Source organism: Afipia sp. GW822-FHT04G07 (genome assembly GCF_058800765.1).
Genome location: NZ_JBXAMP010000001.1, coordinates 2,216,246 through 2,231,317, shown reverse-complemented (window position 1 = coordinate 2,231,317; position 15,072 = coordinate 2,216,246). Strand labels below are relative to the sequence as shown.

Genomic DNA, 15,072 nt, shown 5'->3' with positions numbered 1-15,072 from the left:
ATTGAAAGGGATATATCCCGCGGTGTCATTGCGAGGAGCGAAGCGACGAAGCAATCCAATCTTGTTTTCTGAAATTGCTTCGCGGGGGCCTGCATCGGGCGGCGACTTCGCGCCGACCCGTTGGCTCGCAATGACGAACGTCAGGCTCAGTTCGGAACAGCTTCCGCGCGCGGCTTCTGGTTCAGGCGCATGTGCATGGCACAGCCGCACCCCGGCGGATGTTTCGCCAGCGGCAGCGCTGCGACATCATCGTCCGTCTCGGCCGGCATCTCGCGCGACGGAATGTAGTTCAGGATCGGCGCCAGCCAGCGCTCGGTCTCCGCGACGCTCATGCCCTTGCGTTCGGCGTAGTCCTCGACCTGATCCTGTTCGATCTTGCCGACGCCGAAGTAATAGCTTTCCGGATGGCTGAAATAGAGCCCCGATACCGATGAGCCCGGCCACATCGCAAAGCTTTCGGTCAGCGTCACGCCTGCGGTGCGCTCGGCGTCGAGCAGCTTGAACAGCGTCGCCTTTTCGGTGTGATCGGGCTGCGCCGGATAGCCCGGCGCGGGGCGGATGCCGGCGTATTGCTCGAGGATCAGTTCGTCGGGCTTCAGGGCTTCGTCCGGCGCGTAGCCCCAGAACTCCTTGCGCACGCGCTGATGCATCCGCTCGGCGAAGGCTTCCGCGAGGCGATCCGCCAGCGCTTTCACGAGGATCGACGAGTAGTCGTCGTTGGCGTGCTTGAAACGATCCGCGATGACATCCTCGCCGATGCCGGCGGTGACCACGAACAGGCCGATGTAATCGGGCACGCCGCTCGATGTGGGTGCGATGAAGTCCGACAGCGCGACATTCTTGCGGCCTTCGCGCTTCTCCAACTGCTGGCGCAGCGTGTGCAGCGTGGTCAAGGGCTTCTTGCGCGCCTCGTCGCTGTAGAGAACGATGTCATCGCCTTCCGCGTTGGCCGGCCAGAAACCGATGGTGGCCGAGGCCTTGAACCAGTTCTCCTTGACGATCAGATCGAGCATCTTGCGCGCGTCGTTATAGAGCGAGCGCGCGACTTCGCCGACTTTCGGGTCGTCGAGAATGGCCGGGAAGCGCCCGGTCAGCTCCCAGGTCTGGAAGAACGGCGTCCAGTCGATGTACTCGGCCAGTTCCGCGAGCGAATAGTCGCTGAAGCTCTTCGTGCCGATGAAGGTCGGCTTTGTCGGCTTGGTGTTCGCCCAGTCGATCTGATGCGCGTTGGCGCGCGCGGCCTCGAGCTTGAGCCGCTTCTTGTCCTGCTGCGCCTTGAAATGCGCCGCCGAAATCTTCGCGTAGTCGGCGCGGACTTCGCGGGCGTATTCCTCGCGCTTCTCGGGAGACATCAGGGACGAGGCGACGCCGACCGCGCGGCTGGCGTCGTTGACATGGATCACCGGCCCGCTCTTGTAGGCAGGATCGATCTTCACCGCGGTGTGGACGCGGCTGGTGGTCGCGCCGCCGATCATCAGCGGAAGGTTGAGGCCGAGGCGCTCAAGTTCGGCGGCCATAAACGCCATTTCGTCGAGCGACGGCGTGATCAGCCCGGACAGGCCGATGATATCGACGTTCTCGGCTTTCGCGGTCTCGATGATCTTGCTCGCCGGCACCATGACGCCGAGATCGATCACCTCGAAATTGTTGCACTGGAGCACGATGCCCACGATGTTCTTGCCGATGTCGTGCACGTCGCCCTTCACGGTGGCAAGCAGGATCTTGCCGGCGGAACTGCGTCCGTCGCCGGCAATGCCAGCGGCAAGATTGTCGGCCTTTTCCTTTTCCATGAACGGCATCAGATAGGCGACCGCCTGCTTCATCACGCGCGCGGACTTCACCACCTGCGGCAGGAACATCTTGCCCGCGCCGAACAGGTCGCCGACGATGTTCATGCCGTCCATCAGCGGACCTTCGATCACGTGTAGCGGCCGCTCGACTGTGAGGCGCGCGGCTTCGGTGTCGGCGTCGATGTATTCGGTGATGCCGTTGACCAGCGCATGGCTCAGGCGCTTTTCCACCGGCCACTCGCGCCAGGAGAGATCCTGCTCCTTGACCTGCTTGCCTTTGCCGCGGAATTTTTCCGCGAGTTCCAGCAGCCTCTCCGGCGCTGCGGGATCGCGGTTGAGGATGACGTCCTCGCAGACCTGACGCAGTTCCGGATCGATGTCGTCGTAGATCACCATCTGTCCGGCATTGACGATGCCCATGTCCATGCCGGCCTTGATGGCGTGATACAGGAACACCGAATGCATCGCTTCGCGGACCGGCTCATTGCCGCGGAACGAGAACGACAGGTTGGAGACGCCGCCGGAGATATGCGCGTGCGGCAGGTTCTGCCGGATCCAGCGCGTCGCCTCGATGAAATCGACGCCGTAATTGTTGTGCTCTTCAAGACCCGTCGCGATGGCGAAGATGTTCGGATCGAAAATGATGTCCTGCGGCGGGAAGTTCAGCTTCTCCACCAGAAGATCATAGGCCCGCTTGCAGATCTCGATCTTGCGCTCATAGGTGTCGGCCTGTCCGACCTCGTCGAATGCCATCACGACCACGGCCGCGCCATGACGCCGCGCGATGGTCGCCTCGTGGATAAATTTCTCCTCGCCCTCTTTCATCGAGATTGAGTTGACGATGGGCTTGCCCTGAACGCACTTCAGGCCGGCCTCGATCACGTCGAACTTCGACGAATCGACCATCACCGGCACCTTGGCGATGTCTGGCTCGGAGGCGACGAGATTGAGGAAGTCGATCATCGCCTGCTTCGAATCCAGCAGGCCCTCGTCCATGTTGACGTCGATGACCTGCGCGCCGTTCTCGACCTGATCGCGCGCGACCTGAAGCGCCGCCGTGAAGTCGCCTTCCTTGATGAGCTTGCGGAAGCGCGCCGATCCGGTGACGTTGGTGCGCTCGCCGACGTTCACGAACGGAATATCGGATGTGAGATTGAACGGCTCGAGGCCCGAGAGCCGCAGCAGCGGCGGAATTTCAGGAACGATGCGCGGCTTGTGCGGCGCGCAGGCTTCCGCGATGGCTTTGATGTGATCCGGCGTGGTGCCGCAGCAGCCGCCGACCACATTGACAAGGCCAGATGCGGCGAATTCGCCGACAAGCCGCGCCATGTATTCCGGCGACTCATCGTACTGGCCGAACTCGTTCGGCAGGCCGGCGTTCGGGTAGGCACAGACCAGCGCGTCGGCGACGCGGCCGATATCTGCGATATGCGCGCGGAGGTCTTCTGCGCCGAGCGCGCAATTGAAGCCGATGGTGATCGGGTTGGCGTGCTGCACCGAGTACCAGAACGCTTCCGGCAACTGGCCGGACAGCAGGCGTCCCGACTTGTCGGTGATGGTGCCGGAGACCATCACCGGCACATGGATGCCTCGCGCTTCGGAAATCTCCGCAATGGCGTAGAGCGCGGCCTTGGCGTTCAGCGTGTCGAAAATGGTCTCGACAAGCAGCAGATCCGCGCCGCCGTCGAGCAAGCCGTTGATCTGCTCGCTATAGGCGATCCGCAGGTCGTCGAAGGTCACCGCGCGGTAGCCGGGGTTGGCCACGTCCGGCGAAATCGACGCGGTACGGTTGGTCGGGCCAAGCGCGCCGGCGACAAAGCGCGGCTTGCCGTCCTTTGCGGTGGCGCGGTTTGCGGCGTTGCGCGCGAGCTTCGCGCCATCAAGATTCAGTTCATAGGCAAGGTCCGACATGTCGTAGTCGGCTTGCGCGATGGAGGTCGACGAGAACGTGTTGGTCGCAACGATGTCCGCGCCCGCCGCGAGATAGGCGAAATGAATGTCCTCGATGGCCTGCGGCTGGGTGATGATCAGAAGGTCGTTGTTGCCTTTGACGTCGCGATGGAAATCCTTGAAGCGTTCGCCGCGAAACGCCGCTTCGTCGAATTGCAGGCCCTGGATCATGGTGCCCATCGCGCCGTCGAGCACGAGGATGCGTTCGCGGGCGAGCGCGCGGAAATGGTCGGCGGTCGGAGATGTCTTCACGGTCATAGGATCACGCAGCTTTCTGCGCACCGCTCGGGCGAATGCCCAAAAGGTGGCTGATGGCGAACACGAGATCCGCACGGTTCATCGTATAGAAGTGAAAATTCTCGACGCCATGCTTGGCAAGCTTCTGCACTTGCCCGGCGGCCACGGTCGCGGCCACCAGCTTGCGTGTTTCGGCATCGTCGTCGAGACCCTCGAATTTGTCGGCCAGCCATGACGGCACGGTGGTGCCGGCGCGGGTGACGAAGTTGCGCGCCTGCTTGAAATTGTGCATCGGCATGATGCCCGGCACGACCGGAATATCGATGCCGCGCGCCCGCACCCGGTCGAGGTACCGGAAGTAGAGATCGTTGTCGAAGAACACCTGGGTGATGGCGCGGGTGGCGCCTGCGTCGACCTTGGCTTTCAGCGCGTCGATGTCGGCGTCGAAGTCGGCGCTCTCGGGATGTTTCTCCGGATAGGCCGACACGGTGACGTCGATATCGGGATAACGCTTCTTGATGCTGGCGACGAGATCGGCCGAGGTCTGGTAGCCGTCGGGATGCGCCGCATAAGCGGTGCCGATGCCGGTGGTGGGATCGCCGCGCAGCGCCACGATGTGACGGACGCCGACCTCATGATAGCGCGCGACCACGTCATCGATGTCTGCCTTGGTGGCGGCGACGCAGGTAAGATGCGCAGCGGGCGTCAGCTTGGTCTCGTTGAGAATGCGCGCGATGGTGGAGTGGGTGCGCTCGCGGGTCGAGCCGCCGGCGCCATAGGTCACCGACACGAAGTTCGGCGTCAGCGGCGCAAGCCGGTTGATCACGTCCCAAAGATTGCGCTCCATCTCCTCCGTCTTGGGAGGAAAGAACTCGAAGGAAATGGTCGGGAGCTTTTGCGCCTGCGATCCGGCGGAAACTGTCTCACTCGTCACGCTTCACAACTCCAGAATCAAAGAGATCGAATTAGATGGCCAACCGGCGGCGCGCTGAATTCCGGGCGGGCGGTTGTGGCGATGCGCCGTGCCCTGATTCCGCCCTTTGGGGCGAAGTCGGTCACCAGTTCGCCATTGCAGGATAAAATAGGGGAAACGGGCGATTTCCGACAGCCCATCGAAGGGTCTTTGCCGTGGGAAACTGCCCAATACCTCCTAAAGATATGACCTTCCCAAGCCCTTGTATCAAGTGACTGGATGTAATTTCATTTAAATTTCCTAATAATACTAGCAATTTAGCGACCAAATAGCCCCTTCGGCACTCAACCGAAGTGGGCAGAAATTCAATCAATATCATCGCTCAATATGGTCTGCCCATCAATCCTGCGACGGCCGGCTGGATGACATGCGCCGCTGCCGCGTTGTCAGGCGCGCGCAAGCCACTAGCTTGGGTTTCATGACCCCGCTTTCCATTCTCGACCTCTCGGTCGTCACCACCGGCACCAGGCCGTCCCAGTCGCTGCGCAACAGCATCGATCTGGCGAAGCACGCCGACCGTCTCGGCTACACCCGCTACTGGCTGGCGGAGCATCACAGTCTTTCGTCGGTCGCGTCACCCGCGCCCGAAATCATGATCGGACAGATCGCAGCGGCAACGCAGCGCATTCGCGTCGGCTCCGGCGGCGTGATGCTGCCGAACCACGCGCCGCTGATGGTGGCCGAACGCTTCAAGATGCTGGAGGGACTGTTTCCCGGCCGCATCGATCTCGGGCTCGGCCGCGCGCCCGGCACCGATCAGACCACCATGCATGCGCTGCGCCAGCGGTTCGATCCGCGCGGCGGCGACGATTTCATCGAGCGCCTGATCGAACTGACCCTGTGGGAGACCCGCGAGTTTCCCGAGGGGCATCCGTACAACAAGGTCATTGCGATGCCGGATGACGCGCCGCTGCCGCCGATCTGGCTATTGGGATCGAGCGACTACAGCGCGCAGTTATCCGCGCAGATCGGCATGGGCTTCGCGTTCGCGCATCACTTCGCCTCGCATGACGCGGCAGATGCGATGATTCACTACCGCGCGCACTTCAAGCCATCGCGCTGGCGTGAGACGCCGCATGCCATTCTGGCGATCGCCGTCATCATGGCCGAGACCGACGCGGAAGCGGACCGGCTGGCGTCGTCAGCCGATCTCAACCGTCTGCTGCGCGACCGCGGCCAATATCAGCCGCTGCCGAGTATCGAGGAGGCGCAGGCCTACCCGTACACCGATGCCGAGCGGGCCAGCATCGCGCGCAACCGCTCGCGGCTGTTTACCGGCTCGCCGCAGACCGTGATGCAACAGATCGCGCCGCTGATCGAGACCAGCAAGCCCGACGAGGTGATGGTGATCACGGCGACCTACGATCACGAGGCGCGCAAGCGGTCGTACAGCCTGCTCGCGGATGCGTTCGGGATCGGAAAGCAGGCGGCGGCGTAGTTAGCCTTATTCCGCGCCCTTTTCCGCGAATGCGACGCGGAACGGATGCGCGGGATAGACGCCGACGATCCGCAGTTCCTTCGAGAAGAACTTCAGTTCCTCAAGCGCGAAGGCGAGGTTGCGGTCCTCGGGATGGCCGTCGACGTCCGCATAGAACTGCGTGGCAAAGAAGTTGCCTTCGACCATGTAGCTTTCCAGCTTGGTCATGTTGACGCCGTTGGTGGCGAAGCCGCCCATCGCCTTGTAGAGCGCCGCCGGCAGGTTGCGCACACGGAAAACAAATGTCGTGACCAGCGGGCCGGAGCCCTGCGCGGCCCAGAGCTGCTCGCGCGCCAGGATGACGAAGCGCGTGGTGTTGTGGCTTTCGTCCTCGATGTCTTCCGCCAGAATATCGAGACCGTAAATCTCCGCAGCGAGACGCGACGCGATGGACGCACAGCTTTTGTCGCCGCGTTCGGCGACGATGCGCGCGGAGCCCGCGGTATCGCCGGCGACGATCGCCTTGATGCCGAGCTTGCGGATAATGCGGCGGCACTGGCCGAGCGCATGGACGTGGCTCTCGACGGTCTTGATGCCATCGAGCTTGGCGCCGCGCGGCGCCATCAATTGATGACGGATCGGTAGAAACCATTCGCCGACGATGAAAAGCCCCGATTGCGGCAGCAGGTGATGGATGTCGGCGACGCGTCCCGCCACCGAGTTTTCGATGGGGATCATTCCGAGTGCGGCTTCGCCTGACGAAATCGCGGCCAGCGCGTCCTCGAAGGTGGCACAGGGCAGCGGCGTCGCATCGGGAAACGCCTCCGCAATCGCGATGTGAGAGTTCGCTCCGGGCTCGCCCTGAAAGGCGATTTTCATTGGCTTTGTCATGATGTTTTTTCTGCCAGCATTTGCCGCGCGGTCTCCAGATCGTGTGGCGTATCAACGCCCAGCGGCACCGTGTCAACCACTGTGACGTCGATCCGCATTCCGGCTTCAAGGGCCCGGAGTTGTTCGAGCTTTTCGCGGATCTCTAGCGGCGAGGGCGGCAGGGCGACGAACCGCGCCAAAGCCTGCCTGCGATAGGCATAGAGCCCGATATGGTGATAGCGCGGGCCTTCGCCGTAGGGTGCGGTCGCGCGCGTGAAGTAAAGCGCCTTCAGCCGCGTCGCGCCGACGGGCGACCCGATCACCTTCACGACGTTTGGATTGGTGTGCTCCTCGTCCTTCCGGATCACGGCGGCCAGGGTCGCGATATCGACGGCGGGATCGTCGAGCGGCGCCAGCACGGCGCGAATATCGCCCGGATCGATGGTGGGCAGATCACCCTGCACATTGATGATGGTGTCGATCTCACGCGATGGGTCGAGCGCTTCCAGCGCCTCGAAAATCCGGTCCGATCCCGACGGATGGTCCGTGCGGGTCATGATGGCTTCGCCGCCATGGTCCGTCACTGCGCGGGCGATGTCCGGTGCATCCGTCGCGACGACAACACGACCGATTCGCGCAGCTTCCGCCCGGCGCAGCACATGGACGATCATCGGCAGGCCGGCGATATCCAGCAGCGGCTTTCCCGGCAGGCGGGTCGCGGCCATGCGGGCGGGAATCAGCACCAAAGCGCGGGTTTTTGTCATCGGGGGCGAACGGTTCGGACAGCCAAATTGATGAGGAAATGACGGGACTTTTCAAGGGGTCGCGCGTTTATACGGGTTGCCAGAACGCAGGCAAACCGTTATCTCGATCCCGCTGCCAGTATTGCGCTGCACGCCTGTTCCCGGTAGCAATTCATGGTCGCTTGCGCGGCCAAACGTATCGACTTTCCGGCTAGGGCCTGATCGAAAATGGACTCCTTCGAACTCAACAAGATCATGGGCGCGGTGCTCGGCACCTGCCTCGTTCTGCTCTCGCTGAATATGGCCGCCAACGCGATCTTTTCGCCGATCAAGCCGGAAAAGCCCGGCTTTGAGATCGCCGTGAAGGAAGCGGACAGCGCAGGCGGCGCTGCTGCGGCCGCCGCACCGAGCGAGCCGATCGAGAAACTGCTCCAGACGGCTTCCGTTGAGAAGGGTGCCGCCGCCGCCAAGAAGTGCGCGTCGTGCCACACGTTCGAGAAGAACGGCCCCAACAAGGTCGGCCCGAATCTCTACGGCATTGTTGACGACGAAGTCGGCCACGGCCGCGGCGGGTTCAACTTCTCTGCTGCGATGAAGGCCAAGGGCGGCAAGTGGACCTATGATAATCTCAACAAGTTCATCAACAGCCCGAAGGGCGCAGTCCCCGGCACGGCGATGGGCTTTGCCGGTATCCAGAAAGACAGTGAGCGCGCCGATCTGATCGCCTATCTGCGCACGCTGGCGGACACCCCGGTGCCGCTGCCCACCGCGAGCAAATGAGCCTGCTGAGCGTGACAGAAATTTAATCCGGAAACGGCCAGGTTCGCCTGGCCGTTTTTCGTTGCAATTGCTGCTGTTTTCGATGGAGACGTTTGGCCGCAAAGAACACGCGGCAACGGGCTGGCATCATATCCAAAAACCGACATAATCCCTCAAGACGTTGCCTCAACAGCTATTTTCGACCAGCAGCAGGAACTTTCAATTTGAGCATTTCCCGCCGCCGTCTGCTCCAGAGCGGAGCCTTTGTTGCAGCAGCCCCGATGCTGAAAGCCGCGGGCGTGAACGCCATCGATCCCGCGGGTGCCCAGTCCGCCGGTCAACCTGTGTGGCAACATGCACTGTCGCTGTTTGGCGACATCAAGTATCCCGCCGACTTCAAGCGCTTCGACTACGTCAATCCGGACGCGCCCAAAGGCGGCACCGCGCGGCAGATATCGATCGGCACCTTCGATAATTTCAATCTCGCCGTTGCCGGCGTGAAGGGCAACATCGCGCCCGCGGTCGGGTTGCTCTACGAAACCCTGATGACCCAGTCGCAGGATGAGGCGACGACCAAGTACGGCCTGCTCGCCGAGTCGGTGTCGCATCCAGACGATCATTCCTGGGTGATCTATCGCTTGCGCAAGGAAGCGCGCTGGAACGACGGCAAGCCGGTGACGCCGGAGGACGTGCTTTTCTCGATGGAGTCGCTGAAGAAATACAGCCCGATGTATTCGTCCTACTACAAGCATGTGGTGAAGGCGGAGAAGGTCGGGCCGCACGATATCAAGTTCACGTTCGATCAGCCGGGCAACCGCGAACTTCCGACCATCGTCGGCGAACTGACGGTGCTGCCGAAGCACTGGTGGGAAGGCACCGACAGCGAAGGCCGCAAGCGCGACGTTGGCGCGACGACGCTCGAGAAGCCGCTCGGCTCCGGTCCCTACGCCATCAAGGATTTCGTCGCGGGCCGCTCCGTCACGCTGGAGCGCGTGAAAAACTACTGGGGCGAGAAGACGCCGGTGCGGATCGGCCAGAACAATTTCGACGAGCTTCGCTATGAATTCTTCCGCGACACCACCGTGTCGCTCGAAGCGTTCAAGGCGGATCAGGCCGACTGGATCGTCGAGTCCTCGGCGAAAAGCTGGGCGACGGCGTATGATTTCCCGGCGGTGACCGAAAAACGTGTGGTGCTGGAGGAATTCCCGATCAACGATTCCGGCCGGATGCAGGGCTTCGCCTTCAACATCCGCCGTCCATTGTTCGAGGACAAACGCGTTCGCCGCGCCTTCAACTATGCGTTCGATTTCGAGGAAATGAACAAGCAACTGTTCTATGGCCAGTACAAGCGCATCAACAGCTACTTTGAAGGCACCGAACTGGCGAGCTCGGGCATCCCGCAAGGCCGGGAGTTCGAGATCCTGAAAGAAGTCTACGGCGAGATTCCGCCCGAGGTGATCGCCAAGCCTTACGAGAATCCCGTCGGCGGTGATCCCGAGAAAGTGCGTGAAAACCGGCGTCAGGCGATGCGGCTTCTCAAGGAGGCGGGCTATGAGGTTCGCGATCAGAAGCTCGTGGACAAGGACGGCAAGCAGGTCTCGGTGGAGTTTCTCATCTCGAATCCTCCGGCCGAGCGCATCGTCCTGTTTTACAAGCCGTCGCTTGAACGTCTCGGCATCAATGTGACCGTCCGCACGGTCGATGACGCACAGTATCAGAACCGCGTGCGCAGTTTCGATTACGACATCATCACGGAACTCTGGGGCCAGTCGCTGTCGCCGGGCAACGAGCAGCGCGATTTCTGGGGCTCGCAGACCGCCGACGTGCCGGGATCACGCAACAGCGTCGGCATCAAGAATCCGGTGGTGGACAAGCTGATCGACAAGATCATTTTCGCGGCCGATCGCGAGACACTGGTCGCCGCGACCAAGGCGCTCGATCGCGTTCTGCTCTGGCATTATTACGTGGTGCCGCAGTTCACCTATGGCTTTATGCGATACGCGCGATGGGACCGCTTCAGCCACGCGCCGTTACCGAAGTACGGCCGCTCCGGTCTGCCAACGCTGTGGTGGTTCGACAAGGAGAAGGCCGAGAAGATCGGCAGGCGTTCTTGACCAGCGTCACAAGGCGGCGGGTTCTTGTTCTCGGCGGCAGCGCGATGGCTGCGGCGTGGACGCATCCTGTCTGGGCCGCAGGCGAGGGCATCGAGGTGGCTCCCGACTCTCACGGCATGTCGGCGTTCGGCGATCTGAAATATCCGGCAGGATTCTCCAATTTTGACTATGTGAATGTCAGCGCGCCCAAGGGCGGTGTGTTCTCGACGGTTCCATCGGCGAGGTCTTACAACACGTCGTTCCAGACGTTCAATTCGCTGAACAGCTTCATCCTCAAGGGGGACGGCGCGGCTGGCATGGACCAGACCTTTGCGTCTCTGATGGTCCGCGCCGCTGATGAGCCCGATGCGATGTACGGCCTTGTCGCGCGCTCCGTGAAGATTTCGCCGGACAAGCTCGTGTATCGGTTCACGCTCCGGCCGGAGGCAAAATTTCACGACGGCACCAAACTGACCGCTAAGGACGCGGCATTCTCCCTGAATATCCTCAAGGAGAAAGGCCATCCGATCATTCAGCAGCAGTTGCGCGACATGACCAAGGCGGAAGCCAACGACGATGCTACGCTGACGGTGACGTTCGCCGCGAAACGCGGCCGCGATGTGCCGCTCTATGTCGCGGGGCTGCCGATCTTCTCGCAGGCCTACTACAGCAAGAAGCCGTTCGACGAATCCACCATGGACATTCCGCTCGGCTCCGGCCCCTACAAGGTCGGCCGCCTCGAGTCCGGCCGCTACATCGAATACGATCGCGTCAAGGACTGGTGGGCGAAGGATCTGCCGGTGTCGCGTGGCGCATTCAATTTCGATGCGGTACGTTATGAGTTCTATCGCGACCGCGACGTTGCGTTCGAAGGATTCACCGGCCGCAACTATCTGTATCGCGAGGAGTTTACAGCGCGCATCTGGAACACGCGCTACGATTTCCCCGCGATCAAGGACGGCCGCGTCAAACAGGAGACGCTGCCGGACGAGACGCCGTCGGGCGCGCAGGGCTGGTTTCTCAACATGCGCCGGGAGCAGTTCAAGGATCCGCGCGTGCGCGAGGCGCTGATCAATGCGTTCGATTTCGAGTGGACCAACAAGACCATCATGTACGGCGCTTACGCGCGTACCCAGTCGCCGTTCCAGAATTCGGACCTGATGGCGGAAGGAATGCCTCCCGCGGCTGAACTCGCGCTGCTCGAGCCGTTTCGCGGCCAGGTGCCGGATGAGGTTTTCGGCGCGCCGTTCGTCGCGCCGGTCACCGATGGATCGGGCCAGGATCGCACGCTGCTGCGCAAGGCGTCGCAACTCCTGCTGGACGCGGGTTGTCCGATCAAGGACGGCAAGCGGCGGTTGCCGAACGGGGATGCATTCCGGGTCGAATTTCTGCTCGACGAGCCGGCATTTCAGGCCCATCACGCGCCTTATGTCAAAAACCTCGGAACGCTCGGCATCGACGCCAGCGTGCGGCTGGTCGATCCGGTGCAGTATCGTTCACGCGTCGACGATTTCGATTTCGACCTTGCGATCCAGCGATTCAGCATGTCGTCCACGCCGGGCGATGCGATGCGGACGTTCTTTTCCTCGCGGGTCGCGGACGTCAAGGGATCGCAGAATCTTTCGGGCATCAAGAGTCCGGCGCTCGACGCGCTGATCGAGCGCATCATCGCCGCGGAGAACCGCGACGAGTTGCGCACCGCCTGCCGGGCTTTCGATCGTGTGTTCCGCGCGGGCCGCTATTGGGTACCGCAATGGTATTCAGGCAGCCACCGCATTGCCTATTGGGATGTCTTCGCCCATCCTCCGAAAATTCCGCGCTATGCGGGCTCCGTCGGTGTGCCGGATCTGTGGTGGACCGACGAGGCGAAAGCCAGAAAGCCCGATCAGGCCAAGCCTGAACAAACGAAGCCTGAATCAAACAAGCCCCAGCAGGCGAAATAAGTCATGAGCGCGTATATCGCCCGCCGCATCCTTCTGATGATACCCACGTTGCTGGGCATTCTGTTCGTGTCGTTCGTGGTCGTGCAGTTCGCGCCCGGCGGACCGGTCGAGCGGGTGATCGCGCAACTGTCGGGCTCGGACACCGGGGCCAGCTCACGCATTTCGGGATCGTCAGGCGGCGATTTCGCCTCGCGCCCTCAGGCCGGCGCATCCGCGGATGCGGTCAGCTCGAAGTATCGCGGCGCGCAGGGGCTGGATCCGGATTTCGTGAAAAGTCTCGAAAAGCAATTCGGCTTCGACAAGCCGGCGCCGGAACGCTTTGCCCTGATGGTGTGGAATTTCGCCCGCTTCGATTTCGGCAAGAGCTATTTCCGCGACGTCAGCGTGATCCAGCTCATCAAGGAAAAGCTGCCGGTCTCGATGTCGCTCGGCATCTGGATGACCTTGCTGACCTATCTGATCTCGATTCCACTCGGCATCCGCAAGGCCATTCAGGACGGTTCAAAGTTCGACGTCTGGACCTCCGGCATCATCATCATCGGCTTTGCGATTCCCGGATTTCTGTTCGCGATCCTGCTCATCATCCTGTTCGCGGGCGGATCGTTCTTCGACATCTTCCCTTTACGAGGGCTGACGTCGGACGGCTGGGCGCAATTTCCCTGGTATCAGAAAATTCTCGACTACTTCTGGCACATCACGCTGCCGCTGATCTCGATGGCGCTCGGCGCCTTCGCCACCATGACGCTGCTGACCAAGAATTCGTTTCTTGATGAAATCCGCAAGCAGTATGTCATGACCGCGCGCGCCAAAGGCTGCAGCGAGACGCAGGTGCTGTACGGGCACATCTTCCGCAACGCGATGCTGATCGTGATCGCCGGTTTTCCGAGCGCATTCATCCACGCGTTCTTCTCGGGCTCGCTGCTGATCGAGACGATTTTTTCACTCGACGGTCTTGGCCTGCTGGGCTTCGAGAGCGTGCTCAATCGCGATTATCCGGTGGTGTTCGGCACGCTGTTCATCTTTTCGCTGGTCGGCCTTGTGGTCAATCTGATTTCGGATCTGGCCTACATGTGGATCGATCCGCGAATCGATTTCGAGGCGCGCGAAGTATGACGGTGGCTCCGATCCCGCCAGTTGAGACGACTGCGCTATCGCCGTTGGGCGAGGCCGTGCCGCCGTCGCGCCATCCGCTTAGCCTATCGCCGCTCAACCAGCGGCGCTGGCGGAATTTCAAATCCAATCGCCGGGGCTACTGGTCGTTCTGGATTTTTTCGTTTCTGTTTCTGATCTCGCTGTTCGCCGAACTGATCGCCAACGACCGGCCATTCCTGATCAAGTTCGACGGCAAACTCTATTTCCCGGCCTTCGTGAGCTATTCCGAGACCACGTTCGGCGGCGACTTCGAGACCGCGGCGGATTATCGCGATCCCTATCTGCAAAAGCTGATCGCCGAGAAGAACGGCTTCGTGCTCTGGCCGCTGATCCGCTATTCCTACAGCACGCACAACCTCGATCTGCCGACGCCCGCGCCGTCGAAGCCGACATGGATGCTGACCGAGCAGCAGTGCAAGGCGGTGGTCGAGAAGAAGGGCGTCAGGGGCTGCCGCGATCTCGAATACAACTGGCTCGGCACCGACGATCAGGGCCGCGATGTGGTCGCGCGGCTGATCTACGGATTTCGCATTTCGGTGCTGTTCGGCCTCGCATTGACGATCATTTCATCGGTGATTGGAATCGCAGCCGGCGGCATTCAGGGCTATTTCGGCGGCTGGGTCGATCTGATGTTTCAGCGTTTCATCGAAGTGTGGACCGCGATCCCGTCGCTGTACCTGCTGCTGATCCTCTCATCCGTCTTGGTGCCGGGATTCTTCGTGCTGCTTGGAATCCTGCTGCTGTTTTCATGGGTGTCGCTCGTCGGACTTGTGCGCGCGGAATTCCTGCGCGGGCGCAACTTCGAATACATTCAGGCAGCGCGCGCGCTCGGCGTCTCGAACCGCACCATCATGTTCCGGCATCTGCTGCCGAACGCGATGGTCGCGACCATGACCTTCCTGCCGTTCATCGTGTCGTCCTCAGTGATGACGCTGACGGCGCTGGACTTCCTCGGCTTCGGCCTGCCGCCGGGTTCGCCATCGCTCGGCGAGTTGCTGTCTCAGGGCAAGTCGAATGTGCAGGCGCCGTGGCTCGGTTTCACCGGCTTCTTCTCGGTCGCGATCATGCTGTCGCTTTTGATCTTCATCGGCGAAGGCGTGCGCGACGCCTTCGATCCGCGCAAGACGTTTAGATAGAGGCAGGCA

At 61.6% G+C, this 15,072-nt stretch carries 10 protein-coding genes; 6 read left to right on the top strand and 4 right to left on the bottom strand.

The features are described from left to right. Positions 1-146: 146 nt before the first annotated feature. Positions 147-3,998, bottom strand: coding sequence for a methionine synthase (gene metH, locus AC1RKJ_RS10970; RefSeq protein ID WP_492790992.1), 3,852 nt, complete (start codon positions 3,996-3,998; stop codon positions 147-149). Positions 3,999-4,002: 4 nt separating this feature from the next. Beyond that, complete coding sequence (gene metF / locus AC1RKJ_RS10965; protein WP_492790991.1) at positions 4,003-4,911, bottom strand: methylenetetrahydrofolate reductase [NAD(P)H]; 909 nt, start codon at positions 4,909-4,911, stop codon at positions 4,003-4,005. A gap of 457 nt (positions 4,912-5,368) precedes the next feature. Between metF and AC1RKJ_RS10960 the strand changes: the two genes are divergently transcribed. Next, positions 5,369-6,388, top strand: a complete 1,020-nt coding sequence (locus AC1RKJ_RS10960; protein ID WP_492790990.1) for an LLM class flavin-dependent oxidoreductase — start codon at positions 5,369-5,371, stop codon at positions 6,386-6,388. A 6-nt stretch (positions 6,389-6,394) separates the two neighbouring features. Here the strand turns inward: AC1RKJ_RS10960 and AC1RKJ_RS10955 are convergent, their stop codons facing one another. Together AC1RKJ_RS10955 and AC1RKJ_RS10950 are read right to left on the bottom strand one after the other, a co-directional pair. After that, positions 6,395-7,258, bottom strand: coding sequence for a prephenate dehydratase (locus AC1RKJ_RS10955; protein WP_492790989.1), 864 nt, complete (start codon positions 7,256-7,258; stop codon positions 6,395-6,397). Further along, entirely contained in the window at positions 7,255-8,001 is a 747-nt protein-coding gene (locus AC1RKJ_RS10950) for a 3-deoxy-manno-octulosonate cytidylyltransferase (RefSeq protein ID WP_492790988.1), read from the bottom strand. The genes AC1RKJ_RS10955 and AC1RKJ_RS10950 overlap by 4 nt, the downstream gene beginning before the upstream one ends. Before the next feature lie 207 nt (positions 8,002-8,208). On the opposite strand from AC1RKJ_RS10950, the gene AC1RKJ_RS10945 reads away from it, so the two are divergent. The 5 genes from AC1RKJ_RS10945 (at position 8,209) to AC1RKJ_RS10925 (ending at position 15,063) form a co-directional block, all read left to right on the top strand. Continuing rightward, positions 8,209-8,760 (top strand): c-type cytochrome, encoded by a 552-nt coding sequence (locus AC1RKJ_RS10945; RefSeq protein ID WP_492790987.1) that lies wholly within the window; start codon positions 8,209-8,211, stop codon positions 8,758-8,760. A gap of 203 nt (positions 8,761-8,963) precedes the next feature. Then, positions 8,964-10,853 carry an extracellular solute-binding protein gene (locus AC1RKJ_RS10940; protein WP_492790986.1) on the top strand — a complete coding sequence of 630 codons (1,890 nt, stop codon included), beginning with the start codon at positions 8,964-8,966 and terminating at the stop codon, positions 10,851-10,853. Further along, the gene (locus AC1RKJ_RS10935) at positions 10,850-12,775 is read left to right on the top strand and encodes an extracellular solute-binding protein (protein ID WP_492790985.1); all 1,926 of its coding nucleotides are present in this window, start codon (positions 10,850-10,852) and stop codon (positions 12,773-12,775) included. The genes AC1RKJ_RS10940 and AC1RKJ_RS10935 overlap by 4 nt, the downstream gene beginning before the upstream one ends. Before the next feature lie 3 nt (positions 12,776-12,778). Further along, positions 12,779-13,888 (top strand): microcin C ABC transporter permease YejB, encoded by a 1,110-nt coding sequence (locus AC1RKJ_RS10930; protein WP_492790984.1) that lies wholly within the window; start codon positions 12,779-12,781, stop codon positions 13,886-13,888. Continuing rightward, positions 13,885-15,063 carry an ABC transporter permease gene (locus tag AC1RKJ_RS10925; RefSeq protein WP_492790983.1) on the top strand — a complete coding sequence of 393 codons (1,179 nt, stop codon included), beginning with the start codon at positions 13,885-13,887 and terminating at the stop codon, positions 15,061-15,063. The genes AC1RKJ_RS10930 and AC1RKJ_RS10925 overlap by 4 nt, the downstream gene beginning before the upstream one ends. Positions 15,064-15,072: the final 9 nt, after the last annotated feature.

What these genes read in the sequence shown, in the direction of transcription:
- metH (WP_492790992.1), bottom strand. Translation starts at nt 3,998, where the DNA reads ATGACCGTGAAGACATCTCCGACCGCCGACCATTTCCGCGCGCTCGCC.
- AC1RKJ_RS10960 (WP_492790990.1), top strand. Translation starts at nt 5,369, where the DNA reads ATGACCCCGCTTTCCATTCTCGACCTCTCGGTCGTCACCACCGGCACC.
- AC1RKJ_RS10955 (WP_492790989.1), bottom strand. Translation starts at nt 7,258, where the DNA reads ATGACAAAGCCAATGAAAATCGCCTTTCAGGGCGAGCCCGGAGCGAAC.
- AC1RKJ_RS10950 (WP_492790988.1), bottom strand. Translation starts at nt 8,001, where the DNA reads ATGACAAAAACCCGCGCTTTGGTGCTGATTCCCGCCCGCATGGCCGCG.
- AC1RKJ_RS10945 (WP_492790987.1), top strand. Translation starts at nt 8,209, where the DNA reads ATGGACTCCTTCGAACTCAACAAGATCATGGGCGCGGTGCTCGGCACC.
- AC1RKJ_RS10930 (WP_492790984.1), top strand. Translation starts at nt 12,779, where the DNA reads ATGAGCGCGTATATCGCCCGCCGCATCCTTCTGATGATACCCACGTTG.
- AC1RKJ_RS10925 (WP_492790983.1), top strand. Translation starts at nt 13,885, where the DNA reads ATGACGGTGGCTCCGATCCCGCCAGTTGAGACGACTGCGCTATCGCCG.